Source organism: Streptomyces sp. NBC_00872 (genome assembly GCF_045161915.1).
Lineage (GTDB): Bacteria > Actinomycetota > Actinomycetes > Streptomycetales > Streptomycetaceae > Streptomyces.
Genome location: NZ_CP108806.1, coordinates 6070349 through 6097086, shown reverse-complemented (window position 1 = coordinate 6097086; position 26738 = coordinate 6070349). Strand labels below are relative to the sequence as shown.

Below are 26738 nucleotides of genomic sequence, written 5' to 3'. Positions count from 1 at the left end.
CTGCCGGGCCACACGTGGTCAGTCGGCGGGGCGGGAGGTTCCCCCGGTCGTACGGGACTCCCGCCCCGCCCTCATGACCGTCATCAGCGCGCCGGTCGCCGACGCCAGCACGGCCAGCGCCCCGCCCAGCCAGAGAGCGCCGGCGACCTGGAACCGGTCCGCCGCCCGGCCGCCGAGCAGCGCGCCCAGCGCGATCGCCGCGTTGAACAGCCCGGCGAAGAGTGCCGAGGCCGCCTCCCGCCGCCCCGGCGCGGCGGCCATCAGCCAGTTCTGCGCGCTGACCGAGACCCCGCCGTACGCCAGTCCCCAGACGACGAGCAGGGCCACCGCGGCCGGTGGTGAGCCGCCCGCGGGAACGCTCAGCAGTACCGACCCCGCCAGTACCGCCGAGACGACCAGCAGCGCCCGGCGGGGACCTCGGGGGGCGGCGGCGCCGCCCAGGAAGTTGCCCGCGACACCCGCGGCCCCGTACACCAGCAGGAGCGCGCCGACCGCCCCCGCGCCGAGCCCCGGCGTCCGCTCCAGGGCCGGGCGTACATACGTGTACGCGGCGAAGTGACCGGTGACGAGAAGGGCCACGACGAGCAGGACGGCCCGTACCGCCGGGATACGGATCACTCCCGCGACCTCCCCGAGACGCACGGCCTCCTCGGCGGGCAGCGGCGGCAGCAGGGCGGCGAGCAGCGCCGCGACCGCCAGCGCGAGCAGTGCCATCGCGGCGAACGCCCAGCGCCAGCCGGCGAGAGCGCCCATCAGCGTCCCGGCCGGCACCCCGAGCACGGACGCCACCGCTGTCCCGCTGAAGATCACGGCGGTGGCACGGCCCTCGGACTCCTCCGGTACCAGCCGTACGGCCAGGCCCGCGGCGACCGCCCACACGCCTCCGGTGCAGACCCCGACCAGGGCCCGGCCCAGGAGCAGCACCCCGAAGCCGGGCGCGAGCGCGGAGAGCGCGTTCGCGGCGGCCAGGACGGCCAGCAGCACACACAGGACCGTCCGCCGGTCCGCGCGGCGCGCGGCGACGGGCAGCAGGGGCGCGGCGAGCGCCGCGACCAGGCCGGGAAGGGTGACGCTGAGCCCCGTCGTGCCCGCGGAGGTCCGCAGTCCCCGGCCGAGGGAGGTGAGCAGCCCCACCGGCAGCATCTCCGTCGTGACGACACAGAAGGTGGCGGTCGCGAGGGCGAGGACGGACGGCGGTATCGCGCGCCGGTCCCCGGCCTGTCGGATGGTCCGGTCCATGGGGCCAGACTTCGCCGCGCGCCGGGGCGGGACAACGGCGCGGATTCGGCCGCGCCGCCGTACGGACCCGGCCCGGCGGACCTCGCGCTCGGCCGCTCCGCCCGGCGGAATACTGGCAGGCAGGCGGCCCGGTCCGCATGGAAGGATGGCGGGAAACGTCACATACCGAGGAGATGACCCGGGTGCCAGGCACAAATCTGACCCGCGAAGAGGCGCAGCGGCGCGCGCACCTGCTCACCGTTGACTCGTACGGGATCGATCTCGATCTGAGCGGCGCGCAGGAGGGCGGCACCTACCGGTCCGTGACCACGGTGCGCTTCGAGAGCGCGGAGGCCGGGGCGGAGACCTTCATCGATCTGGTGGCACCCTCCGTGCACGAGGTCGTGCTGAACGGCACCGCGCTGGACGTCGCCGCGGTCTTCCGGGACTCGCGTATCGCGCTGCCGCGTCTGCAGGAGGGCCCGAACGAGCTGACGGTCGTCGCGGACTGCGCGTACACCAACACGGGCGAGGGGCTGCACCGCTTCGTCGACCCGGTCGACCAGCAGGCCTATCTCTACACGCAGTTCGAGGTACCGGACGCGCGGCGCGTCTTCGCCTCGTTCGAGCAGCCGGACCTCAAGGCGACCTTCCAGTTCACCGTGCGGGCCCCCGAGGGCTGGACCGTCGTCTCCAACTCGCCGACGCCGGAGCCCAAGGAGAACGTCTGGAGCTTCGAGCCGACCCCGCGTATCTCGTCGTACATCACGGCGCTGATCGTCGGTCCGTACCACTCGGTGCACAGCTCGTACGAGAAGGACGGGCAGTCCGTGCCGCTGGGCATCTACTGCCGTCCCTCGCTCGCCGGGTATCTGGACTCGGACGCGATCTTCGAGGTCACCCGGCAGGGCTTCGACTGGTTCCAGGAGAAGTTCGACTACGCCTATCCCTTCGCCAAGTACGACCAGCTCTTCGTGCCGGAGTTCAACGCGGGCGCGATGGAGAACGCGGGCGCGGTGACCATCCGCGACCAGTACGTCTTCCGCTCGAAGGTGACGGACGCGGCGTACGAGACGCGGGCCGAGACGATCCTGCACGAACTGGCGCACATGTGGTTCGGCGATCTGGTCACCATGGAGTGGTGGAACGACCTGTGGCTGAACGAGTCGTTCGCCACCTACACCTCGATCGCCTGCCTGGCCGACGCGCCGGGCTCGCGGTGGCCGCAGTCCTGGACGACGTTCGCCAACTCCATGAAGACCTGGGCGTACCGTCAGGACCAGCTCCCCTCCACCCACCCGATCATGGCGGACATCCGCGATCTGGACGACGTGCTGGTCAACTTCGACGGCATCACCTACGCCAAGGGCGCGTCCGTACTGAAGCAGCTCGTCGCGTATGTCGGGCAGGACGAGTTCTTCCGGGGCGTCCAGGCGTACTTCAAGGCGCACGCGTACGGGAACACCCGGCTCTCCGATCTGCTGGGCGCGCTGGAGGAGACCTCCGGGCGTGATCTGAAGACCTGGTCGAAGGCGTGGCTGGAGACGGCCGGCATCAATGTCCTGCGCCCGGAAATCGAGCTGGACGCGTCGGGCCATGTGACGTCGTTCTCCGTACGGCAGGAGGCGCCGGCGCTGCCCGCGGGCGCCAAGGGCGAGCCGGTGCTGCGCCCGCACCGGATCGCGATCGGCTGCTACGACCTGGACGGGACCGGCAAGCTGGTCCGTACGAGCCGGATCGAGCTGGACGTGGACGGGGAGAGCACGGACGTGCCGTTCCCCGCGAACACCCCGCGTCCCGCGGTGATCCTGCTCAACGAGGACGATCTGACCTATGCGAAGGTCCGGCTGGACGAGGAGTCGCTGCGGGTCGTCACCGAGCATCTCGGGGACTTCACGGAGTCGCTGCCGCGCGCGCTGAGCTGGGCGTCGGCATGGGACATGACCCGGGACGGCGAGCTGGCGACCCGCGACTACCTGGAGCTGGTGCTCTCCGGCATCACGAAGGAGTCGGACATCGGTGTGGTGCAGTCGCTGCACCGCCAGGTGAAGCTGGCGCTCGATCTGTACGCGGCGCCCGCGTGGCGCGAGGCGGGACTGACGCGCTGGACGGACGCGACGCTGGCGCATCTGCGCGCGGCCGAGCCCGGCGGCGACCACCAGCTGGCGTGGGCACGGGCGTTCGCGGCGACCGCGCGCACCCCTCAACAGCTCGATCTGTTGCAGAACCTGCTCGACGGTACGGAGACGATCGAGGGCCTGGCCGTCGACACCGAGCTGCGCTGGGCGTTCGTCCAGCGGCTGGCCGCGGTGGGTCTGCACGACGACGAGGAGATCGCGGCCGAGTACGAGCGCGACAGGACGGCCGCGGGCGAGCGGCACGCGGCGGCGGCGCGCTCGGCGCGTCCGCTGCCCGAGGCCAAGGCGGAGGCCTGGGCGTCGGTGGTGGAGAGTGACAAGCTCCCGAACGCCCTCCAGGAGGCGGTGATCAGCGGCTTCGTCCAGACCGACCAGCGTGAGCTGCTGGCGCCGTACACGGAGAAGTTCTTCGCGGCGGTCGCGGACGTCTGGGAGTCCCGCTCCCATGAGATGGCCCAGCAGATCGCGGTCGGGCTCTACCCGTCCCTCCAGGTCTCCCGGGAGACGCTGGACGCGACGGACGCCTGGCTCGCCTCGGCGGGTCCGAACGCGGCGCTGCGCCGGCTGATCTCGGAGTCGAGGTCGGGTGTCGAGCGCGCGCTGAGGGCGCAGGCGGCCGACGAGGCGGCGGCCACCGCGTAACAACGGCGAGCGGGGACGGTTCGGGCCCGGAGCACAGCGACAGGGCCCGGACCGTCCCCCACGTGCTCCACGTCCCCCCGCCGCACGTACCGCACGCACGGCGGACGGCACTCATGGCACGCACTGCGCGCATGCAGGCGCCGCCCGGCGCACTCTGCGGTGCGGGGCGGCGCCTTGTCGGCCCATGGGGTCAGACGTGCTGCTTGTGGGACTTGTCGAGGACCATGACCAGGCCCGCGATGATCCCGAAGATCACCAGCGGGGCCGCCACATACAGACCGAGCGTCTCGGCGATGCTCAGCCCGGGGCCGGGGTCGTCGCCGTCGTCCCGGGAGAGCGCGAGCGCCGGGGACGACATGAGCAGCATCATCAGCGTCGTACCGGCCGCCAGGGCGCCGGCGCGCAGAGCGTTCTTCTTGTCCACGGTGCAAACGTAGCGAACGCCTACACCGGCCGCGCGGGCGGGGGTGCCGTACCGGGTGCCGAACCGGGTGCCGTACCGCTCCGGAACACCTCCATCAGCGCGTGCAGCCGGGGCGAGGCGGCCAGCTCCTCCAGGGTCACCGGACGGCCTTCGGCGTCCGCGACGGGCAGGCGCCAGTTGGGGTACTGGTCCCAGGTGCCCGGGAGATTCTGCGGCCGGCGGTCGCCCACCGTGTCCGGCAGCCAGACCCCGACCAGCCGCGCCGGGGTGCGCAGCAGGAACCGGTACACCGCGCGGATCTGCTCCTCCTCGCTGTCCCCGGGCAGCAGCCCGAGGCGGGTCAGGAAGCCGAGCCACTCCGCGACCTCGGCCTGCTCCCGCGACTGCTCACGCTCCAGCGGGCGGGTGAGCAGCCCGAGCCGGTGGCGCAGCTCCACATGCTCCCCGGTGAGCCGGGCCGCCGTGGACGGCAGATCGTGGGTGGTGGCGGTGGCCACACAGCCCTCGCGCCAGCTCTCGGGGGGCAGGGGCCGTCCCGTACCGTCCCAGTCGCGCTCGAACCAGAGCACCGAGGTGCCGAGCACCCCGCGCCGCTCCAGTGCTTCCCGTACGCCGGGCTCGACGGTGCCCAGGTCCTCCCCTATGACGGCGGCGCCCGCGCGGTGGGCCTCCAGGGCGAGGACGGCGAGCATCGCCTCGGCGTCGTATCGGACATACGTTCCCCGGGTGGGTTCCTGGCCCTCCGGCACCCACCAGAGCCGGAACAGCCCCATCACATGATCGATCCGCAGCGCCCCGGCGTGCCGCAGCAGCCCCTTGAGCAGTCCTCGGTACGGGGCGTAGCCCGACGCGGCCAGGACATCGGGGCGCCACGGGGGCAGCCCCCAGTCCTGGCCGAGCGCGTTGAAGGCGTCCGGCGGTGCGCCGACCGACATACCGGCCGCGAAGGCGTCCTGCTGGGCCCAGGCGTCGGCGCCGTCCGGGTGGACGCCTACGGCGAGGTCGTGGACGATCCCGACGGCCATGCCCGCGTCCCCGGCCGCGCGGCCGGCGGCGGCGAGCTGCTCGTCCGTCAGCCAGGCGAGCCGGCAGTGGAAGTCGACCCGGTCGAGAAGCCGCCGCCGGGCCGCGGTCGTCTCGGCGGAGCGCGGATCGCGGAGCCCGGCCGGCCAGTCGCGCCACCGCGGGCCGTGCACCTCGGCGAGGGCGTTCCAGGTGGCGTGGTCCTCCAGGGCCCGGCCCTGCGCGGCCAGGAAGTCGCAGTACCCGGCGCGGCGGCCGGGGCCCAGCTCGACGGTGTCCAGAATCTCCAGGGCCGCGCGCTTGAGTGCCCAGACGGCGTCACGGTCGATCAGCGCGGCCTTGCCCGGGGTCTTGTCGAGGACGGCCTCCCGCAGGGCTGCGGCCCGCTCCACCAGCCCGTCGAGCCGCTCGCGGTCGGGGCCGTGGACATACGCGTACTCCGGGACGGCCTCGATCCGCAGATGGACCGGGTCGGGGAAGCGGCGCGAGGAGGGGCGGTACGGCGAGGGGTCGGTGGGCGTGCCGGGTACGGCGGCGTGCAGCGGGTTGATCTGGACGAACCCTGCGCCGAGCGAGCGCCCCGACCAGGCGGCCAGTTCGGCGAGGTCCCCGAGGTCACCCATGCCCCAGGAGCGGCGGGAGAGCAGGGAGTAGAGCTGCACCAGGAAGCCGTGGGTGCGGCCGGCGGGACCCGGCACCCGGTCGGGCGCGACGACGAGCACGGTCCGTTCCGTCCGCTCCTGACGGTCGTCGGACGCGGACGCGGACGCGGAGGCCGAGGCGGAGTCGGAGGCCGAGGCCGAGGCCGAGGCCGAGGCGGGCGTGCGGACGGTCAGCCGGTGCACCCCGAGCGGAAGCTCCGCCCAGGCGGCGGACGCCCCGGGCCCCGACGGCGGCAGCTCCACCGACTCCCCGCCCTCGGTCTCCACTCCGAGCGCCGAGCCGGCCGGGAGCGCGGCCAGGGCGGGCGGCAGCACGAGCTCCGTACCGGCCGCGCCCTCCGCCGCGCCCCGTGCGGACCACAGCACCAGGGTCGGCGGCAGCAGCCTGCTCGCGGCGGCGGACTCGGCGCGGCTCAGCGCCTCGTCCACCGCCTCCGGGGTGGACGCGTCGACACCCAGCGCGGCCAGCACCGAGACGACGGTCGTACCGGGGACGGTGACACTGACGCCCGGCGACGGCGCGTACGAGGTGGCGACACCGTGCAGCTCGGCGAGCCTGGCCAGGCCCATACGCACTCCTGTGGATCAGATGCCGGGGGACTCCGGGCCGCCCGCCGTGCCGGGCGCGGTCGGCTCGCTGGTCAGCGGGGCGGCATCGGCGAGCGGGGGCTCACTGGTGAGAGGGGCCGCGTCGGCGAGCGGGGGCTCGCTGGTCAACGGGGTCGGGTCTGTCTGTTTGGAGCGGGCGGACGGCAGGATCTGTACGGATGCGTCCATGGCGGCGCCTCCCGTGGACAGGGAACAGAACAGGTCACAGCAGCCCTACCCAGCGGGCGCGGCCGCAGACGCGTACTGCCGGTAAACGTGTGTCGAGTCACGATCCGTTCCCTGTGCGGCAGTTGAACGTCCTGCCTATCACAGACCGGCAAATGCGACACAACGGCCACGCGCATTGACACCTTCACCGCGCGGGTGGTGGGGTCGTTGCCGCGTGGGTCGGGACCAGAAGGCACGAGGGGAGCAGAGATGCGGCTCGGGCGGAGAAGGGGCACCGCGACCGCCGTCGCGGTCGCCGTGATCGGCGGTCTCCTCGGCACCGCGCCCGGCGCGCTGGCCGCCCCCCGCGAGCCCGGCTCCCCCTCGGCCACCACGCCCGACCGCGAGGGCGGGGCCGCGGTCCCCGCCGTGTGGCCCCGGCCGCAGACGATCAGGGCGGCCGGGCAGCCGGTGCCCCTCGGCGCGGAGGTGACCGTCGTCGCGGACCCCGGCGCCGACACGTACGCCGTCGAGGCGGTGACAGAGGTACTGCGCGCGGCGGGGGTCCGTACCGTACGCACCGCGTCCGCCACCGGCGGCGGACCGCTCGTCCTCGTGGGCGGCAGCCGTGCGCGTGAGGCGCTGCGTGCCCTGCGCGCGCCGGACACCGCCGACCTTCCCTCCGGGGGCTACCGGATCGCCGTGGGCACCGTGGCCGGGCGGGGCACCGTCGCGCTGGACGGCGTCGGCGCGGACGGTCTCTTCCATGCCGCGCAGACGCTGCGCCAGCTCGTCGTGGAGCGGAACGGCCGTGCTTCCGTCCCGGGAGTGCTCGTACGCGACTGGCCCGGTACGGCCGTACGGGGGACGGCGGAGGGGTTCTACGGCCAGCCCTGGGACCACGCGCGGCGGCTGGCCCAGCTCGACTTCATGGGCCGTACCAAACAGAACCGCTATCTGTACGCGCCCGGCGACGACCCGTACCGCCAGGCGCGCTGGCGCGAGCCGTACCCGGCCGAGCGGCGGACGGAGTTCCGCGAGCTGGCCGAGCGTGCCCGCCGCAACCATGTGACGCTGGCCTGGGCCGTCGCCCCCGCCCAGGCCATGTGCATGACCTCACGGCGGGATCTCAGGGATCTGACCCGCAAGGTCGACGCGATGTGGGCGCTGGGCGTACGCGCGGTCCAGCTCCAGTTCCAGGACGTCAGCTACAGCGAATGGCACTGCGGCCGGGACGCGGACACCTTCGGTTCGGGTCCGGCGGCGGCCGCGGCGGCCCAGGCGCGGGTGGCGAACGCGGTGGCGCAGCATCTCGCGGAGCGGTACCCCGGCGCGGAGCCGCTGACGGTGATGCCGACGGAGTACTACCAGGACGGCGCGACGGAGTACCGCGAGGCGCTCGCCGGGAGACTCGACGCGGGGGTGCAGGTGGCGTGGACGGGCGTCGGGGTCGTACCGCGCACCATCACGGGCCTGGAACTGGCCGGCGCGCGCGCCGCGTTCGGGCGTCCGCTGGTCACCATGGACAACTACCCGGTCAACGACTACGAGCAGGGCCGTATCTTCCTCGGCCCGTACACCGGCCGCGAGCCGGCCGTGGCCACCGGCTCCGTCGCCCTGCTCGCCAATGCCATGGAGCAGGCGTCGGCGTCCCGTATCCCGCTCTTCACCGCGGCGGACTACGCCTGGAATCCGCGTGGCTACCAGCCGCGGGAGTCCTGGCGGGCCGCGATAGACGATCTCGCGGGCGGGGACGCCGAGGCGCGCGAGGCGCTCGCCGCGCTCGCGGGCAATGACGCGTCGTCGATCCTCAGCTCGTCGGAGTCCGCGTATCTCCAGCCGTTGCTGGCCGGCTTCTGGCGGTCCCGTACGACCGCGGACAGCGGGACCAGGACCGTCGCGGCGGACAGGCTCAGAGCCGCCTTCACGGTGATGCGCGAGGCCCCGCGGCGGCTGGCGGGGATCGCGGACGGCCGTCTCGACGACGAGGTACGGCCCTGGCTCGACCAGCTCGCGCGCTACGGCAGGGCGGGTGAGGTGGCCGTCGACATGCTCCAGGCGCAGGACCGCGGTGACGGCGCGGCGGCCTGGCAGGGGCTGCTGGATCTGGAGCCGCTGCGCGAGGAGGCCCGCGCGAGCCGGGCCACGGTCGGCAAGGGCGTGCTGGGGCCCTTCCTGGACCGGGCCGTGGACGAGTCGTCGGCGTGGACGGGCGCGGACCGGGCCCCGGCCGCCGAGAAGGTCGCCAAGGACGGGCGCTCGTACACCGTCGATCTCGGCGCGGCCAGGCCCGTCGAGGCGGTGAACACGATGTCCGAGCCCGGTACGGGCGCCGGCGCGACCGTCGAGGCGCATGTCCCCGGCCAGGGCTGGCGGGCGCTGGGACCGCTGTCGACGAGCGGCTGGACCCAGTCGGACGCGAAGGGGCTGCGGATCGACGCGGTACGGATCGTCTCGCCCGGCGCGGGCTCCGGCTCGGGTGTCGCGGGCCCCGGCGCGCCGACCCCGGCCGTACGCCATGTGGTGCCCTGGTACGCGGACGAGCCGCGGGCCCGGCTGGATCTCGTACGCGGCGAGGCGGACGCGCAGATCGGCGGGAAGCCGCAGCGGGTCCAGGCCCGGCTGGCGGCGCAGCGGCCGGGGACGGTACGGGGCGAGCTGACGGCGAAGGCGCCTTCGGGCATTCGGGTGAGGGTGCCCAAGGAGACGACGCTGCCGCGGGGCTCTCGTACGCACGTTCCCGTCGAGGTCAGTGTCCCCGAGGGGACGCCCGCCGGTACGTACGAGGTGCCGCTCGCCTTCGCGGGCGAGGAGCGCACACTGACGGTCCGGGCCTCGCCGCGCACGGGCGGGCCGGACCTCGCCCGTACGGGGACGGCCTCGTCCTCCGGCGACGAGACCCCGGACTTCCCGGCCTCCGCCGCGCTCGACGGCGACCCGGTCACCCGCTGGTCCTCCCCCGTGGAGGACGGTGCCTGGTGGCAGCTCGAACTGGCACGGCCCGCGCGGCTGGGCCAGGTGGTGCTGCACTGGCAGGACGCGTACGCGAGCCGCTACCGCATCCAGGTCTCGCCGGACGGCCGGAGCTGGCGGACGGCGGCGACGGTGGCGGACGGCAAGGGGGGCCGCGAGGCGATCGGCATGGACGCGAGGGAAACGCGCTTCGTCCGCGTCCAGGGAGACGCGAGGGGAACGCGGTTCGGCTACTCGCTGTTCACGGTGGAGGCGTACGGGGTGGCCGAGTAGGGGGCGCGGCGCGCGCGGGCCACACTCAAGCCCGTCCGGCGATTGAGGACAACCCGCACGCCGAACCGGCCCGCGCCGCGACCGGCACGGAACCACGGCCCCCCGCCGGGAGGCGCCCCGCGCCCCGGAGGCGAACCGAGCCTCAAAAAACAGAGGAGACCCGGATCGTCAGGCTGAAATGCCGTCGATCCGAGCCATCGCGTCCTCCGCGCCATACGGTTGCAAGTACGGCAACCAGCGCGGATCCCGGTGTCCGGTCCCGATGATCCGCCAGGCCAGGCCCGACGGCGGGGCAGGTTGTTGGTGGAGTCTCCAGCCCAGCTCCCGCAGATGGCGGTCGGCCTTGACGTGGTTGCACCGGCGGCACGCCGCCACCACGTTGTCCCACACGTGCTGTCCGCCACGGCTGCGCGGAATGACGTGGTCGACGCTGGTTGCGACACCACCGCAGTACATACAGCGACCGCCGTCACGGGCGAAGAGCGCACGGCGTGTCAGTGGAACGGGCCCCCGGTAAGGGACCCGTACGAAGCGCTTCAGCCGTACGACGCTGGGAGCTGGGATGACTCGGGTCTCACTGTGCATGAAGGCGCCGGATTCCTCGAGGCAGAGGGCCTTGTTCTCCAGGACGAGGACGAGCGCGCGGCGGAGCGGTACGACGCCGAGCGGCTCGTACGACGCGTTGAGGACCAGGACATGCGGCACGGATGCCTCCTATTACGCCGGCGGCGCGTGGCTCGCGCCGGGACGATCTGCTCCAGTCTCTCCTCATGCCTGGTGGAAACGCCACCACGTCCCGGTAACGGGCTGGGAGTGTTTTCGACCACACCGGACACTTCCCCCGTATTCCCGGGCCCATGACGACCGCCCGGGACCCGCGTGAGCCGTGTCTCTCCCTCGATCACATCATCGGACGCGCCGCACTGCCCCGTTAGTGTGGTGGGACCGCCCGCGCACACCTGGAGGTTCCCGTCGTGTCCTGGTCCGCCCTGCCGGCCGCCGGCCCCTCGTCGTCCGACCCCGTCACCCTCGACGAAGCGGCCGCACGGGCGACGGACGCGGCGGGCTGGGTGGAGCAGAACTGGGCGACCTGGCTGGGCATCGGTCTGCGGATCGTGCTGATCCTGATCATCGCGCTGGTGCTGCGGCATGTGATCCGGCGGGCCCTGACCAAGCTGATAGAGCGGATGAACCGCAGTGTCCAGTCGGTCGAGGGCACCGCGCTGGGCGGGCTGCTGGTAAACGCCGAGCGGCGCCGTCAGCGCTCCGAGGCGATCGGTTCGGTGCTGCGGTCGGTCACCTCGTTCCTGATCCTGGGTACGGCGGCGCTGATGATGCTCGGCGCGCTCAACATCAATCTCGCCCCGCTGCTGGCCTCCGCCGGTGTCGCGGGTGTGGCGCTGGGCTTCGGCGCGCGCAATCTCGTCACCGACTTCCTCTCCGGGGTCTTCATGATCCTGGAGGACCAGTACGGCGTCGGGGACACCATCGACGCGGGGGTGGCCTCCGGTGAGGTGATCGAGGTCGGTCTGCGGGTGACGAAGCTGCGCGGGGACAACGGCGAGATCTGGTATGTGCGCAACGGCGAGGTCAAGCGGATCGGCAATCTGAGCCAGGGCTGGGCCACCGCCGGGGTCGATGTGATGGTCCGGCCGTCGGAGGACCTGGAGCGGGTCCGTACGGTCATCGCCGGGGTCACCGAGCGGATGGCCAAGGACGACCCGTGGAACGAGCGGCTGTGGGGCCCGGTGGAGATTCTCGGTCTGGACTCGGTGCTGCTGGACTCGATGACCGTACGGCTCTCGGCGAAGACGATGCCGGGCAAGTCGCTGGGCGTGGAGCGCGAGCTGCGCTGGCGGATCAAGCGGGCGTTCGACGAGGCCGGCATCCGGATCGTGGGCGGTCTGCCGCCGGCCGTGGAGGAGGCGCCCGCGCCGGACCCGGCGGCGGGTGTGTCCGCGCCCTCGGCCCTGGCCAGCCCCACGTCCCCGCAGTCCCTGGCGGCGGCCCCGCTCAACCCGCCGTCGAATCTCACGAAGTAGCGCGATCCGGTACCCGCGCCCCCGCAGGTAACGCTTTGGTTGCCTCGGGGGTGTGTCACGCCGGAGAGTATTGACGCCTTCCTGACGTCCGGCTTACTTTCCTCGCACCCCAATAGGAAACTTTCCTAACAGTGTGGGAGAACGAGCAGCGAAAGGCAGGTGCCGCGTCCATGAGCGATGTGCCGCCCCCTCCGTCACCGGGAACGCCGCGTGTGCTGCGGGCCATGAACGACCGGGCCGCACTCGATCTGCTGCTGGCCCATGGGCCGCTCTCCCGTACGAGGATAGGCAAACTGACCGGTCTGTCGAAGCCGACCGCGTCACAGTTGCTGGCCCGGCTCGAAGCCGCCGGCCTGGTCGTCGCCACCGGGACCACCGAGGGACGGCCGGGACCCAACGCACAGCTCTACGCCGTCAACGCGCGCGCCGCGTTCGCCGCGGGACTCGATGTGAACCCGCAGCGGATACGCGCGGCCGTCGCCGACATCACCGGGACCACCGTCGGGGAGTTCGAACTGCCGACCCCAGGCCGCCGGGCCGTGAGTGTCGTACGGCAGGTGACGGACGCCCTGGAGGGGGCCGTCAAGGCCGCGGGGCTGACGCGCGGTGACATCCACCGGACGGTGATCGGCACCCCGGGCGCCTTCGATCCGTCGACCGGCCGGCTGCGGTACGCGTCCCATCTGCCCGGCTGGCACTCCGCCACGCTCCTGGACGAGCTGGCCGCGGTGCTGCCGATGCCCGTCGAGTACGAGAACGACGTGAACCTCGCGGCGGTCGCCGAGCAGCGTCTCGGCGCGGCGCGCGGCCATGAGGACTTCGTCCTGCTGTGGAACGAGGACGGCCTCGGCGCCGCCCTCGTCATCGGCGGACGGCTGCACCGCGGCTTCACCGGCGGCGCGGGCGAGGTCGGCTTCCTGCCGGTCCCCGGCACCCCGCTGGTACGCCAGGTGGTCCGGGCCAACAGCGGTGGCTTCCAGGAGCTGGCGGGCGCGCAGTCCGTACCCCGGCTCGCCAAGTCCCTGGGCATCGACACCCCGGAGCAGCCGTACGCCGAGGTCGCGGCCGGGCTGCTGGCCCGCGCCGCGGCCGGGCATGAGCAGGACGAGCGGCTGGCGGGACTGCTGCGGCTGTTCGCCCAGCGGCTCGCCACCGGTCTCGCCTCGGTGACCGCCGTACTCGACCCCGAACTGATCGTCCTCGCGGGCGGACTGACCGCCGCCGGCGGTGAGCCGCTGCGCGCCCTGGTCCAGGCGGAGCTGGCCGAGCTGGCCGCCTCCCGCCCCCGGCTCCTCATCGGCGAGGTGCACCGCCATCCCGTACTGCGGGGCGCTCTGGAGAGCGCCCTGTCCGCCACGCGCGACGAGGTCTTCGACACCTCCCGCTAGGGCCTGTCCCAGCAGTCCCGCCCGAAGTCCCGGGCCGAGTCCCGGGCCAAGTCCCGCACGAAGACCCGCCCGAAGACCCGCCGCACGTCCCGTCGAGCCCCACCCCAGGTCCCGCCCGCACGAACGGACAACAGCACACTCCCCACACATCCCGATCCCCAGAACCCCGACCATCCCCCGGGAGTACCGCCATGCTCAGAAACCGCCGTCTCGCCGCCTCCGCCGTGGCGGTGGCCGCGATATCCGTCGTCGCCACCGCCTGTACGGGCCAGTCGGGCTCCGCCGCGTCCGACGATCCGAACGCCAGGACGACCATCACGTTCTGGCACGGCTGGAGCGCGCCGGCCGAGGTCAAGGCGATCCAGGACAACATCGACCGGTTCGAGACCGCACACCCGAACATCAAGGTGAACGTCGTCGGCAACATCAACGACGACAAGCTGAACCAGGCGCTGCGCGCGGGCGGTTCCAAGGGTCCCGACGTGGTGTCCTCCTTCACCACCTCGAACGTCGGCAAGTTCTGCTCGTCGGGCGCCTTCGCCGATCTGGCGCCGTTCATCGAGAAGTCCAAGCTCGATCTGGCGAAGACCTTCCCGAAGGTGCTGCTGGAGTACACCCAGTTCGAGGGGAAGCGCTGCGCGCTGCCGCTGCTCAGCGACGCGTACGGGCTGTACTACAACAAGGACGCCTTCAAGGAGGCCGGTATCGCCGCGCCGCCGAAGACGATGTCGGAGCTGGCCGAGGACGCCAAGAAGCTCACCAAGGCCAAGGGCGACGGCTATGAGCGGGTCGGTCTGATGCCGACCTACCACGGCTACGAGACGGTCGTCGACCACTACATGTCGAGCTGGAACCACGCCTACTTCGACGAGAACGGCAAGTCCAACGTCGCCAAGGACCCGGCTTTCGCCAAGATGTTCACCTTCCAGAAGAAGCTGGTGGACGATCTCGGCGGCTACGGGAAGCTGGAGAGGTTCCGCAGCACCTTCGGTGACGAGTGGGGCGCCAAGCACCCCTTCCAGACCGGCCAGGTCGCGATGCAGCTCGACGGCGAGTGGCGGCTCGGTATGGCCGAGGACGCCAAGGTCCCGTTCGAGATCGGAGTCGCGCCGATGCCGGTGGCGGACGACGAGGCGGACAGCTACGGCAAGGGCTTCCTCTCCGGCACGATCATGGGCATCGCCCCGCAGAGCAAGAAGCAGAACGCGGCGTGGGAGCTGGTGAAGTACATGACCACCGACACCAAGGCGGTCGTGCAGTTCGCCAACGGCATCCGCAATGTGCCGTCGACGCTGGAGGCCCTCAAGTCCCCGGACCTCACGTTCGACCCGCGCTTCAAGACCTTCCTCGACATCGCGCAGCACCCGGAGTCCAGCACACCGCCGGCCGCGGTCAACGGCGCGACGTACCAGCAGACGCTCCAGGACTTCGGGTACCAGTACGAGCAGGGCAAGGTGAAGGATCTCCAGGCGGGTCTGGAGAAGACCGCCCGGCAGATCGACCGTGACATCGAGCAGGCAAGCTAGCGGGCCGGGACGTCACCCCATGTCCACGCACACCCTCCGTTCGAAGCGCCGCAGGTCGACGCTTCGTACGGCGGCGTTCATGTCGCCCTGGTTGATCGGCTTCACCGTCTTCTTCGCGTATCCGCTGATCTCGACCGTGTACTTCTCCTTCATGAAGTACGACGGTTTCAACACACCCGTCTGGAACGGTCTCGGGAACTGGTCGTATGTCTTCGGCGACTACCCGATGTTCTGGCCGTCCCTGCGCAACACCCTCTGGCTCGTGGTGATCATGGTGGCCTGCCGGGTGGTCTTCGGACTGGGCATCGGCCTGCTGATCACCAAGATCAAGACGGGTACGGGGATCTTCCGCACCCTCTTCTATCTGCCGTATCTCGCGCCGCCGGTCGCCGCGACCCTCGCCTTCGTCTTTCTGCTCAACCCGGGGACAGGGCCGGTCAACACGATCCTCGGGGATCTGGGTCTGCCGACCCCCGGCTGGTTCAACGACCCGGCCTGGTCCAAGCCGGCCCTCACCCTGCTGGCCGTCTGGGGCATCGGCGATCTGATGGTGATCTTCATGGCCGCGCTGCTCGACGTACCCAAGGAGCAGTACGAGGCGGCGGAGCTGGACGGCGCGTCGGCCTGGCAGCGGTTCCGGTTCGTGACCCTGCCGAACATCTCGCCCATCGTGATGTTCGCGGTGGTCACCGGGGTGATCTCGGCGATGCAGTACTACGCGCAGCCGCTGGTCGCGGGCAAGGTCGCCTCCGGCATCATCGGCGGCTCCGGCCAGCAGTTCGAGCCCGGTTACCCGGACAAGTCCACGCTGACCCTGCCCCAGCTCGTCTACAACCTGGGGTTCCAGCGCTTCGACTACGGCGCCGCCTGTGTGGTCGCGCTGGTCCTGTTCGTCCTGGCCATGGCCTTCACGGCGCTGCTGATGCGGCGGCGCGGCGGTCTGATCGGAGCGGGTGACTGAGATGACCTCCGTACTCGGCACCACCGACCGTTCCGGCTCCGGCCGCTCCGGCACCGGCGGCTCCGGCCGCTCCGGCGGCACCGGCCGGAAGTCCGCCCGGGACAGCACACCCGCCGCCCGTACCGCGCGCCGCAGGGCGCTGCTGCACTGGATCGGCGTCCACTCCCTGGGGGTCGCGGCGGCGCTGTTCTTCGTGCTGCCGTTCGTCTTCCTCTTTCTGACCTCGGTGATGAGCGACCATCAGGCACTCACCCGGGATCTCACCCCCGACACCTGGGAGTGGGGCAACTACGCCAAGGTGTTCGACACCCCCGGCTTTCTGACCTGGTGGAAGAACACCCTGCTGTACGCGGGGCTCGGCACGGTGCTCTCCGTGCTCTCCTCGATCCCGGTGGCGTACGCGCTCGCCAAGTTCCGGTTCCGCGGCAGACAGCTCTCGCTCATGCTCGTCATCTCGATGATGATGCTGCCGCCCCAGGTGATCATCATTCCGATGTATCTGTTCTGGGCGAAGCAGCTCGATCTGTCGGGCTCGCTCTGGCCGCTGATCATCCCGATGGCGTTCGGAGACGCGTTCTCCATCTTCCTGCTGCGCCAGTTCCTGCTGACGATCCCCAACGAGTACCTGGACGCCGCGAAGGTCGACGGATGCGGTGAATTCCGTACCCTGATCAGGGTGGTACTCCCGATGGCCAAGCCGGGGATCGCGGCCGTCGCGCTCTTCCAGTTCTTCTACGCCTGGAACGATTACTTCGGACCGCAGATCTACGCCTCGGAGAACCCGGCCGCCTGGACGCTCAGTTACGGCCTCGAATCCTTCAAGGGCGCGCACCACACCGACTGGAATCTGACCATGGCCGCGACCGTACTGGTCATGGCCCCTGTGATCCTCGTGTTCTTCTTCGCCCAGAAGGCGTTCGTCGAGGGAGTCACACTGACCGGAGTGAAGGGCTGAGAAAAGTGAAGCTCGCAGTGGTGGGCGGAGGATCCACCTACACACCCGAACTCATCGACGGATTCGCCCGGTTGAGGGACACCCTGCCGATCGGGGAACTGGTGCTGGTCGACCCCGCGCCCGACCGGCTCGATCTGGTGGGAGGACTCGCGCGGCGGATCTTCGCCAAGCAGGGCCACCCGGGCCGTATCACCACCACCTCGGACGTGGACGCGGGCGTCGCCGACGCCGACGCGGTGCTGCTCCAGCTGCGCGTCGGCGGACAGGCCGCGCGGAACCAGGACGAGACCTGGCCGCTGGAGTGCGGCTGTGTGGGGCAGGAGACGACGGGCGCCGGCGGTCTGGCCAAGGCGCTGCGCACCGTCCCCGTGGTCCTGGACATCGCGGAGCGGGTCCGCCGTGCCAACCCCGACGCGTGGATCATCGACTTCACCAACCCGGTGGGGATCGTGACGCGCGCACTGCTCCAGGCCGGCCACCGGGCCGTGGGGCTGTGCAATGTGGCGATCGGCTTCCAGCGCAGATTCGCGAAGCTGCTGGATGTCGCCCCCGCCGAGGTGTATCTGGAGCATGTCGGGCTCAACCATCTGTCATGGGAGCGCGGGGTGCGCCTCGGCGGGCCCGACGGCGCCGACATGCTGCCCAAGCTGCTGGCCGAGCACGGCGGCGAGCTCGCCGACTCGCTGCGGCTGCCGCGTGAGGTGCTCGACCGCCTCGGGGTGGTGCCCTCGTACTATCTGCGCTACTTCTACGCGCACGACGAGGTCGTACGGGAGCTGGGGACGAAGCCGTCCCGGGCCGCCGAGGTGGCCGAGATGGAGAAGCGGCTCCTGGAGATGTACGGCGACCCGGCCCTGGACGAGAAGCCGGAGCTGCTGTCCAAGCGCGGCGGTGCCTTCTACTCGGAGGCCGCGGTGGATCTGGCGGCCTCGCTGCTGCGCGGCGGCGGCAGCCCGGTCCAGGTGGTGAACACGTACAACAACGGCACGCTGCCGTTCCTGGCGGACGACGCGGTGATCGAGGTCCAGGCCCGGGTGGGTACGTCCGGCGCGGTGCCGCTCGCGGTGCCCGCGCTGGATCCGCTGTACGCCGGTCTGATCGCCAATGTCACGGCGTACGAGGATCTGGCGCTGGAGGCCGCGCTGCACGGCGGCCGGGACCGGGTCTTCAAGGCGCTGCTGTCCCACCCCCTGATCGGTCAGATCGAGTACGCCGAGGCGCTCACCGACAAGCTGATCGCGCACAACCGGGAGCATCTCGCGTGGGTGTGAGCGGGGCGGGGAGAACGGCCGGCACGGCGGCGCAGAGCCCGGCGGGCAGACCGGCCGGTACGACGGCGCAGAGCCCGGCGGGCAGACCGGCCGGTGCGGCGGCGGGGCGCGCGAGCGTCCTGGCCGTCGACGCCGGCAACAGCAAGACCGATGTGGCCGTGATCGGCGCCGACGGTTCGGTGCTGGGCACGGCCCGCGGCGGCGGCTTCCAGCCGCCGGTCGTCGGGATCGAGGCGGCGATCGACACCCTGGCGGTGGCGGTCGCCGAGGCCGCCTCGGCCGCCGGACTGCCGGAGCACGGCGTCGCCGAGCATGTGTCCGCCTGTCTGGCCAACGCGGATCTCCCGGTCGAGGAGCGGGAGTTGGCCGAGGCGGTGCAGGCGCGCGGCTGGGGCCGTACCACCGACGTACGCAACGACACCTTCGCGATCCTGCGGGCCGGTCTGCCGAGCGGCGAGGCGCCCCGGGGCGTGGCCGTCGTCTGCGGCGCGGGCATCAACTGCGTGGGGATGCTGCCGGACGGCCGGACGGCCAGATTCCCCGCGATCGGGCGGATCTCCGGTGACTGGGGCGGCGGTTCGGGACTCTCCGAGGAGGCGCTCTGGTTCGCGGCGCGCGCGGAGGACGGCCGCGGCGAGCCCACGGAGCTGGTACGGACCCTGCCCGGCCACTTCGGTCTGCGCTCGATGTACGAGCTGATCGAGGCGCTGCACCTGGGGCGGCTGGCGTTCGAGCGCCGGCATGAACTGACCCCGGTGCTCTTCGCCACGGCCGCGGCGGGCGACCCCGTGGCCCGGTCGATCGTGGACCGGCTCGCGGAGGAGGTCGTCGCGCTGTCGACGGTCGCGCTCGGCAGGCTCGATCTGCTGGACGAGGAGGTGCCGGTGCTGCTGGGCGGCAGCGTGCTGGCGGCCCGTCATCCGCAGCTCGACCTGCGGATGGCGGAGCTGCTGGCGGCGAAGGCGCCTAAGGCCGTCATCGAGGTCGTGACGGCGCCGCCGGTGCTGGGCGCGGCGCTGCTGGGTCTCGACCATGTACGGGCGGACGCGGAGGCGCACGCCCGGCTGGGCGCGCACTACGCGCGCCGGGGGGAGCCCCGCCCCCGGTAGCCCCTCGGCCCGGCCGGCCTCGGCCTGCCTCGGCCCCGGCCTGCCGTCGGCCCCGATCGGCCCTCGGCTCCGGTCGGTCTCGCTCGATCGAGTGGGCACGCTCCCCCGCTCGATCGGGTGGCAACACTCCCCGAACGGGAACCGATCACGGGTCTGCGGCGTATTCAAGGTGGGGAGATCGGACAGGGCCCGCAAAGGCTCTGGAACAGGGACATGGTGACGGGGCCGGACGGCCGCAGCGGGATCGACGGATTCGGTATGTGCGCGAGCGGTGCGGGCGATACGTACAAGATCCAGTCAAGCCTGGTGTGGTTGCCGGTCCCCGCGTCCATACTGGCGGCCGGGAGTTGTCCCCCGACCCGCCGGGGGCGGGCCGTCGTCGTCAGATGACCGAGGGGGAGGTCACGTGACATATCCGCCGAATGTGCGCACCGCGCCACCATCGGCTCCGACGCGTGCGCCGGCGGCGCCGCCGGCCGGACCGCCGCCGTCGGCACCGCCCGTACGGCACGGCGCGTGGGCCGAGACCACGGAGCGGCTGCGCACCGCGGCGACGACGGAGCCGGGCCGGCTGAGGATCATCGGCGCCGCCCTGGCGCTGCTGGTCGTGGCGTTCGGAGCGGTCACCGCGTGGGAGGCGGCCGACCGGTTCTCCGCCGCGGACGACGTGGTGAGCCGCAGTCAGCCGCTCAGCGCGGACGCGGCGAGCATCTACCGCTCGCTGGCCGACGCGGACACGGCCGCGGCCAGCGGCTTCCTGGCGGGTGCCGAGGAGCCGCGCGCGGTGCAGCAGCGGTATCGGGACGACATCGAGACGGCGTCCAGGCTGCTGGTCAAGGCCGCCACCCATACGGACGGCGCCGGCGAGTCGGGCCTCCAGATAGCCACGCTCAACGAGGGCCTGCCGCGCTACACCGGTCTGATCGAGCGGGCCCGCGCCAACAACCGCCAGGGACTCCCGCTCGGCGGCGCCTATCTGCGGTACGCGAACCAGCAGATGACCAATGAGCTGCTGCCCGCGGCCGAGAGGCTGTACGCGGCGGAGACGGACCGGCTCGCCCGGGACAACGACGACGCGCGGCTGTGGCCCTTCGTCTCGCTGGTGATGGGGGTGCTGGCGTTCGGCGGTCTGCTCTGGGCCCAGCGGCGCAACTATCTGCGGACGAACCGGGTGTTCAACCAGGGGCTGCTCGCCGCCACCGCCGCGTCCACCGTGCTGCTGCTCTGGCTCGCCGTCGGCCAGACCGTCGCGCGGACCGAGCTGAACAACGCCCAGAAGCACGGCCAGGCGTCGCTGAAGGTCCTCAACGAGGCCCGGATCAACTCCCTCAAGGCCCGTGCGAACGAGAATCTCACCCTGGTGGCCCGGGGCGCCGTCCTCACCCCGGACGGCAAGAACGACAAGTACGAGACGGACTACAACACGGGCATGGACAGGCTCAGCGCCGCGCTCGGCGAGGCGAGGAAGCTCGCCGACGACAGCGCGGGCGGCAGACCGGTGGACGAGGCGATCTCGTCGGTCACCCAGTGGCGCGAGCGCCACGCGACGGCCAGCGGTACGGACAAGGCCGGTGACTACGAGGGCGCGCTCGCCAAGGTCATCGGCGACAAGGAATCCACCGGTCAGTCGTTCGACCAGGTGGACACCGCGCTGGAACGGGCACTCGCCCAGGAGCAGGTGGAGTTCACCAGTTCCGCTTCGGACGGACGGGACGCGCTGACCGGACTGGCGATCGGCGCGGGCGTGCTGGCCCTGGTGGCCGCGGTGGGCGCGATCCTGGGCATAGGCCGCAGGCTTTCGGAGTACCGGTGAGAGGGGGAGAGATGGATCCGGTGGATTCCATGGACGGGCTCCGCCCGCCCCGCGGGCCCCGGCGGTCCGGCAGGCTCCGGCCGTCCGGCAGGCTCCGCGGCTGGGGCGGTGTCTCGGCCATGGCCGGTGCCTGTGTGCTGACGGCCTCGCTCACCCTGCTCCCGCTGTCCCACACGGTCGACGAGGGCGCGCGGAAGTCCGCGCAGCGGACCGCCACGGCCGTGCCCGCCCAGGCCGACGAGTGCGAGACCCCGGAAGCCAGCCTCCCGCCCTCGGGCGCCGACGGACCCACCATCCAGAAGATCAAGGCCCGGGAGAACAGAAAGCTGATCGTCGGCGTCGACCAGAACAGCTACCGCTGGGGTTACCGCGATCCGGAGACCGGCGATCTCGAAGGCTTCGACATCGATCTCGCCCGCGCCATCGCCAAGGACATACTCGGCGATCCGAACGACATCATCTTCCGTGCGATACCGACCAATCAGCGGGTCGGGGCGCTGGAGAACGGCACGGTGGACCTGGTCGTCAGGACGATGACGATCAACTGCGACCGGATACAGCAGGTCGCGTTCTCCACCGCCTACTTCCAGGCCGGGCAGCAGGTGCTCGCGCCCAGGAACTCGTCGGTGACGGGGTACAACGACTCCCTCGCCGGAAAGCGGGTCTGCACGGCGGAGGGCTCGACGGCGTACGAGGAGCTGAAGGAGAAGTCGTTCGGCGCGGAGTTCAAGGACAAGCACGACGAGCGGCCGGAGGACGAGGACCAGTTGACCGTGCCCAACCAGCTCGACTGCCTGGTCAGGCTCCAGTTGGGCGAGGTCGACGCGGTGGTGACGGACAACGCGCTCGCGGCCGGCCAGGCCGCCCAGGACCCGGCGGTCGAGCTGCGGGGCAAGCCGTTCACCACGGAGTACTACGGCGTCGCGGCGAAACTGGGCAATGACGATCTGGTACGCCGGGTGAACCAGGTGCTGGTGGGGTATCGCGCCGGTGGGGCCAACAGCCCCTGGATGACCTCGTACAGGAAGTGGCTGGAGGCCGGTCTGCCGGGAATCACCGCGCCGCCGACCCCCAGATACAAGAACAGCTAGCCCGAGTACGGGATCGGCCGGCGCGGGCCGGTCAGGACGGCACAGCTCGGCGAGGCCGAGGCGAGAGCGGAGAGGTGATCGATGGGCGGCACGGGCTCCTTTCCCGACTCGACGGGGAGGCCACCGGGACCGGCGATGGACCGGGACGAGGTGGACCGTGCGCTGGCGCGCCTCGAAGCGGAGCACGAGGCGATCGAGACCTCACTGCTCGCCCTTCAGGACCATGCGGGCCGCAGACTGCTCGAAGGGGCCGAGCTGACCGGGGTCACCAAGGACCGCTGGGCCACCGCGGAACAGTCGATCACCCTGCTGTGGACCTACTTCGACAGCTACACCGCGGCGCTGGCCGGCGCCCGTGAGACCCGTGCCAGAAGGCGCTGGCTCAACCGCGACGATCTGGTGGAGCTGACGGAGACGCTGCGCGGGCGCGGGGTCACCGTGGCGGGCACCCCCGGGCACCGGCTCGCGTCCCTCACCGGGCCCGCCAAGCTCTCCGAGCACTTCACGCTCGCGGAGCTGGTCACCCGGATGAACGAGCTGTACGCGAGCTCGCTCGACATGGTCGTGGCCGCGGACGCGGTGTGGTCGGCGCTGCCGGCCCGGATCGATCTGCTCTCGGCGGAGTTGCAGCGCACCCGCTCGCTGGCGCACTCCGTCGGCGTACGGCCCGGCGAGCATCCGGCAGGGGACGATCTGGAGTCGATCACCCATGAGCTGAGCACCTTGCGCGCCCAGGTGGTCTCCGATCCGCTGGCCTTCTGGCGGCCCGCGCCGGGCAGTTCGGCCCCGGGCGGCGGCCGTCCCGACACCGAGCGGTACGACAGGGCCGCCCGCGCGCTGGAGGACGTACGGCGCGAGATCGAGGCGGTCCTCGCGGTGCGCCAGGACTCGGAGGAGCGGCTGATGCGGCTGCGTGACGTGCTGTCCCGCGCGGACCGTACGCTCACGGAGGCCAGATCGGCCCGGGGCGAGGTGCTGGCGAAGATCGCGGCGTCCGAGGTGCCCGCGGTCAGCGGTCCGCCGACCGCGCTCCAGGAGCGGCTGTCGACCGCCGCCGAGTACCGCAGACACGCCCAGTGGCACCGGCTCTCCCCGCTCCTCGAATCGCTGGAGCGCGAAGCCGAGGACGAACTGCTGCGGGCCCGCGAGTCCTTGACGGCGGTCACGGCGCCGCTCGCGGTCCGGGCGGAACTGCGCGGGCGTCTCGACGCGTACAAGGCGAAGGTCGCCCGGCACGGCATGGCCGAGGACCCGCTGCTGATGGAGCGGTACGACGCGGCGCGCCGGATGCTGTGGAGCGCGCCCTGCGATCTGCGCGTCGCCGAACAGGCGGTGCTGCGCTATCAGCGGGCGGCGGCGGACGTCCTGGTCCCGCGCGGACCGGCTCCCGTCGACAGCGCCGGCGACGGCGGGGGCACCGCGTGAGGACGGGACGCGCGGCGGCCGGGCCCGTGAGCAGGGGAACAGCATCCGGGAGCAAGGGAACAGAAGGGGAACGGGGGGACCGATGAGCGGGACGAACGCGTGCCAGCGCCCAGGCTGCGAGGGCTCGTACGAGGACATGGGCGGCGGCGAGCTGTACTGCGACACCTGCGGTCTGGCTCCCGTCGTCTCGCCCAACGGATCGCTCTCCTCACCGCCCACGGGCATCGCGCGCGGCGGCAGCGGCGGGAGCGGCGGCGGGGAGAGCGGCAGCCGGTCGGGGAGCGGTTCCTCGCGTTCCGGTTCACGCTCCTCCTCCGGGGCCTCGTCCCGCTCCTCGGCGCGCTCCTCACGGTCCTCGACCTCACGCTCCTCGACGTCCCGGCGCTCGGTCTCGGGCCGGCTGTCGCGCGCGCTCTCGGGGCGGATCTCGTCCCGTTCTGTGTCGGTGCGCAGTTCGGGTTCGTCCACGGCCGCGTCCGGGCGCAACCGGCTGGGCGCGGGGCTGGTCTCCGTACCGGACGTGCCGCGTCCCGACCCGCGGTCCGCGGTGATGGAGCGCCCGGAGGTGCCCGAGCGCAAGCGGTACTGCTCGCGTTCCGACTGCGGGGCGCCGGTGGGCCGCGCGCGCGGCGACCGCCCCGGAAGGACGGAGGGGTTCTGCACCAAGTGCGGCCACCCGTACTCGTTCGTACCGAAGCTGCACCCCGGCAATGTCGTGCACGGGCAGTACGAGGTCGTGGGCTGTCTGGCGCATGGCGGTCTGGGGTGGGTCTATCTCGCGATCGACCGCGCCGTCTCGGACCGCTGGGTGGTGCTCAAGGGCCTGCTCGACACGGGCGACCAGGACGCGATGGAGGCGGCGATCTCCGAGCGCCGCTTCCTCGCCGAGATCGAGCACTCCAACATCGTCCGTATCTACAACTTCGTGGAACACCTCGACCAGCGGACCGGCTCCATGGACGGCTATATCGTCATGGAGTACGTCGGCGGCAAGTCGCTCAAGGAGATCGCCAACGAGCGGCGGACCGAGGGGGGCAGACGCGACCCGCTGCCGGTGGAGCAGGCGTGCGCGTACGGCATCGAGGCGCTGGAGGCTCTCGGCCATCTCCACAGCAGAAACCTGCTGTACTGCGACTTCAAGGTCGACAACGCGATACAGACCGAGGACCAGCTCAAGCTCATCGACATGGGCGCGGTCCGCAGGATGGACGACGAGGAGTCGGCCATCTACGGCACCGTCGGCTACCAGGCCCCGGAGGTCGCCGAGGCCGGCCCGTCGGTGGCGTCGGACCTGTACACGGTCGCCCGCACCCTGGCGGTACTGACCTTCGACTTCCAGGGCTACACGAATGTGTTCGTGGACTCGCTGCCCGACCCGGACAACATCGATGTGTTCCGGACGTACGAGTCCTTCTACCGGCTGCTGGTACGGGCGACGGACCCCGATCCGGGGCGGCGGTTCTCCTCGGCACAGGAGATGGCCGAACAGCTCACGGGTGTGCTGCGGGAGGTGGTCGCGCTCCAGACGGGCCGGCCGCGTCCCGCGCTCTCGACACTGTTCGGTCCCGAGCTGCGGGTCACGGACACGGAGCTGTTCGCGGAGCTGACGGAGGATGTCTCACGCCTGGGTGTACGGGCGGCGCCGACGGGCCGCGGCGGCCGGTCCGGCCGGCGCACCAGGGCGATCGGGGCGAGCGCGCGCGGTACCGACGGCGTGACGGCGCCCGTTCCGCCGCCGGGCTCGCCCCTGGCGGCGCTTCCGGCCGCCTCGACGCTTCCTGGCCGGCCGGGCCCCGGCCAGGGCACCTTCGGCGCCCCCCTGGGTCCGAACGCGCGGACCTTCCCCGGCCAGGGCCCCGCCGGCCTCGGCCCGGGGGCGGCCCCCGGGGGCGCGCTGCCGGCGCCGGGCGCACGGCCCGGGGTCCCGGGCGCGCCGGGGCTCGACCCCGCGCTCCCCGCGCCGGGCGGCGCGTACGCGTCCGTGCCCGCGCCGCGCGCCGAGGGCGTCTTCGGTACGGCCACGCTCACGGCGACGACAACGACGGCCATGGCGACGGCGACGGCAACGGCCGGGAACGGTACCGGCGGGCTCCGGCTCGCGCCGCTCGACACGGCGGCGACCGCGCTGGCCCTGCCCGTACCGAGAGTCGATCCGAACGATCCGAACGCCGGATTCCTCGCCGGTCTGCTGGCCTCGGCGCCCGCCGAGGTGATCTCCGCGCTGGCCGCCGCCCCCGCCGAGTCCGTCGAGCGCGGACTGCGCGAGCTGCGCGCCCGGCTGGAGATGGGCGATCTGGCCACCGCCGCCGAGGCGCTGAGCACCCTGGAGGCACGCCGGCCCGACGACTGGCGGGTCGTCTGGTACCGCGGCATCGCCTCGCTCGCGACCGGCGACCACGAGATCGCGGCGCTCTCCTTCGACGCGATCTACGACGCGTTCCCCGGGGAACCCGCCCCGAAGCTGGCGCTGGGCGTCTGCGCCGAGGTGCTCGGTCAACTCGACAACGCCGCCGAGTACTACCGTCTCGTCTGGACGACCGACCCGAGCTATGTCAGCTCCGCGTTCGGCCTGGCCCGGGTCCAGCTCGCCGCCGGTGACCGGACCGGCGCCGTACGGACCCTGGAGTCCGTCCCCGAGGCGTCGATCCACTACACGGCGGCGCGGGTCGCGGCCGTACGGGCCAGACTGCGGCAGCGCGCCCTGGCCGTGCCCGCTCCCGGGTACGGCACGGAGCCGCCGCTGATCGACGATCTGATGGCGGCGGCCCAGCAGGTGTCCGCGCTCCAGCGGTTCGGTCTGGACGCGGTACGGCGGGAACAGCTTTCGACGGAGGTACTGGGCACGGCGCTGGACTGGGTACTCTCCGGTAGTCCCGGGTCCCGTCCCGTGCGCGCCGAGCTGCTGGGCAGCGAACTGGACGAGCGCGGCCTGCGTTTCGGACTGGAACGCTCGTACCGGGTGCTCGCCCGGCTCGCTCAGCGCGGCGAGGAGAGGATCGAACTGGTGGAGCGGGCCAACCGTTTCCGCCCCCGGACGTGGGTGTGAGT

Annotated in this window: 18 protein-coding genes; 13 read left to right on the top strand and 5 right to left on the bottom strand. The window is 72.1% G+C overall.

The annotated features are described in order from the left end of the window. Positions 1 to 18 precede the first annotated feature (18 nt). Positions 19 to 1239 (bottom strand): MFS transporter, encoded by a 1221-nt coding sequence (locus OG214_RS26145; RefSeq protein ID WP_405986131.1) that lies wholly within the window; start codon positions 1237 to 1239, stop codon positions 19 to 21. Between the two features lie 182 nt (positions 1240 to 1421). On the opposite strand from OG214_RS26145, the gene pepN reads away from it, so the two are divergent. Then, entirely contained in the window at positions 1422 to 3998 is a 2577-nt protein-coding gene (gene pepN / locus OG214_RS26140; RefSeq protein WP_363080997.1) for an aminopeptidase N, read from the top strand. Positions 3999 to 4188: 190 nt separating this feature from the next. Here the strand turns inward: pepN and OG214_RS26135 are convergent, their stop codons facing one another. From OG214_RS26135 to OG214_RS26125, 3 genes are read right to left on the bottom strand one after another with little or no spacing between them, the layout of a single operon-like run. After that, entirely contained in the window at positions 4189 to 4422 is a 234-nt protein-coding gene (locus OG214_RS26135) for a hypothetical protein (protein ID WP_365900863.1), read from the bottom strand. Positions 4423 to 4442: 20 nt separating this feature from the next. After that, entirely contained in the window at positions 4443 to 6677 is a 2235-nt protein-coding gene (malQ, locus tag OG214_RS26130) for a 4-alpha-glucanotransferase (protein WP_405986130.1), read from the bottom strand. A gap of 15 nt (positions 6678 to 6692) precedes the next feature. Beyond that, entirely contained in the window at positions 6693 to 6884 is a 192-nt protein-coding gene (locus OG214_RS26125) for a hypothetical protein (RefSeq protein WP_363082409.1), read from the bottom strand. A gap of 249 nt (positions 6885 to 7133) precedes the next feature. On the opposite strand from OG214_RS26125, the gene OG214_RS26120 reads away from it, so the two are divergent. Further along, a complete protein-coding gene (locus OG214_RS26120; RefSeq protein ID WP_405986129.1) occupies positions 7134 to 10109 on the top strand; it encodes a beta-N-acetylglucosaminidase domain-containing protein in 2976 nt (991 codons plus the stop codon). Positions 10110 to 10277: 168 nt separating this feature from the next. Here the strand turns inward: OG214_RS26120 and OG214_RS26115 are convergent, their stop codons facing one another. Then, positions 10278 to 10814: an HNH endonuclease gene (locus tag OG214_RS26115; protein WP_046504717.1), complete on the bottom strand. Its 537-nt coding sequence runs from the start codon at positions 10812 to 10814 to the stop codon at positions 10278 to 10280. Between the two features lie 269 nt (positions 10815 to 11083). On the opposite strand from OG214_RS26115, the gene OG214_RS26110 reads away from it, so the two are divergent. The 11 genes from OG214_RS26110 to OG214_RS26060 all read left to right on the top strand — a co-directional run bounded on the left by OG214_RS26110 (position 11084) and on the right by OG214_RS26060 (position 26736). After that, a complete protein-coding gene (locus OG214_RS26110) occupies positions 11084 to 12151 on the top strand; it encodes a mechanosensitive ion channel family protein (RefSeq protein ID WP_405986128.1) in 1068 nt (355 codons plus the stop codon). A 170-nt stretch (positions 12152 to 12321) separates the two neighbouring features. Next, positions 12322 to 13539: an ROK family transcriptional regulator gene (locus OG214_RS26105; RefSeq protein WP_363082406.1), complete on the top strand. Its 1218-nt coding sequence runs from the start codon at positions 12322 to 12324 to the stop codon at positions 13537 to 13539. A 191-nt stretch (positions 13540 to 13730) separates the two neighbouring features. Next, positions 13731 to 15065 (top strand): ABC transporter substrate-binding protein, encoded by a 1335-nt coding sequence (locus tag OG214_RS26100; protein ID WP_405986127.1) that lies wholly within the window; start codon positions 13731 to 13733, stop codon positions 15063 to 15065. A 19-nt stretch (positions 15066 to 15084) separates the two neighbouring features. Continuing rightward, positions 15085 to 16026 carry a carbohydrate ABC transporter permease gene (locus OG214_RS26095; protein ID WP_405986126.1) on the top strand — a complete coding sequence of 314 codons (942 nt, stop codon included), beginning with the start codon at positions 15085 to 15087 and terminating at the stop codon, positions 16024 to 16026. After that, complete coding sequence (locus OG214_RS26090; protein WP_405986125.1) at positions 16019 to 16981, top strand: carbohydrate ABC transporter permease; 963 nt, start codon at positions 16019 to 16021, stop codon at positions 16979 to 16981. Before OG214_RS26095 ends, OG214_RS26090 begins: the two co-directional genes overlap by 8 nt. A 5-nt stretch (positions 16982 to 16986) precedes the next feature. Further along, on the top strand, positions 16987 to 18252 hold the full coding sequence (locus OG214_RS26085) for a 6-phospho-beta-glucosidase (protein WP_405986124.1): 1266 nt from the start codon (positions 16987 to 16989) through the stop codon (positions 18250 to 18252). A 119-nt stretch (positions 18253 to 18371) separates the two neighbouring features. Next, complete coding sequence (locus OG214_RS26080; RefSeq protein WP_405987619.1) at positions 18372 to 19361, top strand: N-acetylglucosamine kinase; 990 nt, start codon at positions 18372 to 18374, stop codon at positions 19359 to 19361. A 406-nt stretch (positions 19362 to 19767) separates the two neighbouring features. Beyond that, positions 19768 to 21174 carry a hypothetical protein gene (locus tag OG214_RS26075; RefSeq protein ID WP_405986123.1) on the top strand — a complete coding sequence of 469 codons (1407 nt, stop codon included), beginning with the start codon at positions 19768 to 19770 and terminating at the stop codon, positions 21172 to 21174. 29 nt (positions 21175 to 21203) lie between these two features. Further along, a complete protein-coding gene (locus OG214_RS26070) occupies positions 21204 to 22265 on the top strand; it encodes a glutamate ABC transporter substrate-binding protein (protein WP_405986122.1) in 1062 nt (353 codons plus the stop codon). An 81-nt stretch (positions 22266 to 22346) separates the two neighbouring features. Further along, a complete protein-coding gene (locus tag OG214_RS26065) occupies positions 22347 to 23690 on the top strand; it encodes a hypothetical protein (RefSeq protein ID WP_363082401.1) in 1344 nt (447 codons plus the stop codon). 82 nt (positions 23691 to 23772) lie between these two features. Further along, positions 23773 to 26736, top strand: a complete 2964-nt coding sequence (locus tag OG214_RS26060; protein WP_405986121.1) for a tetratricopeptide repeat protein — start codon at positions 23773 to 23775, stop codon at positions 26734 to 26736. The last annotated feature ends 2 nt before the right edge of the window (positions 26737 to 26738 follow it).

What these genes read in the sequence shown, in the direction of transcription:
- OG214_RS26145 (WP_405986131.1), bottom strand. Translation starts at nt 1,239, where the DNA reads ATGGACCGGACCATCCGACAGGCCGGGGACCGGCGCGCGATACCGCCG.
- malQ (WP_405986130.1), bottom strand. Translation starts at nt 6,677, where the DNA reads ATGGGCCTGGCCAGGCTCGCCGAGCTGCACGGTGTCGCCACCTCGTAC.
- OG214_RS26125 (WP_363082409.1), bottom strand. Translation starts at nt 6,884, where the DNA reads ATGGACGCATCCGTACAGATCCTGCCGTCCGCCCGCTCCAAACAGACA.
- OG214_RS26120 (WP_405986129.1), top strand. Translation starts at nt 7,134, where the DNA reads ATGCGGCTCGGGCGGAGAAGGGGCACCGCGACCGCCGTCGCGGTCGCC.
- OG214_RS26105 (WP_363082406.1), top strand. Translation starts at nt 12,322, where the DNA reads ATGAGCGATGTGCCGCCCCCTCCGTCACCGGGAACGCCGCGTGTGCTG.
- OG214_RS26100 (WP_405986127.1), top strand. Translation starts at nt 13,731, where the DNA reads ATGCTCAGAAACCGCCGTCTCGCCGCCTCCGCCGTGGCGGTGGCCGCG.
- OG214_RS26095 (WP_405986126.1), top strand. Translation starts at nt 15,085, where the DNA reads ATGTCCACGCACACCCTCCGTTCGAAGCGCCGCAGGTCGACGCTTCGT.
- OG214_RS26070 (WP_405986122.1), top strand. Translation starts at nt 21,204, where the DNA reads ATGGACGGGCTCCGCCCGCCCCGCGGGCCCCGGCGGTCCGGCAGGCTC.
- OG214_RS26065 (WP_363082401.1), top strand. Translation starts at nt 22,347, where the DNA reads ATGGGCGGCACGGGCTCCTTTCCCGACTCGACGGGGAGGCCACCGGGA.
- OG214_RS26060 (WP_405986121.1), top strand. Translation starts at nt 23,773, where the DNA reads ATGAGCGGGACGAACGCGTGCCAGCGCCCAGGCTGCGAGGGCTCGTAC.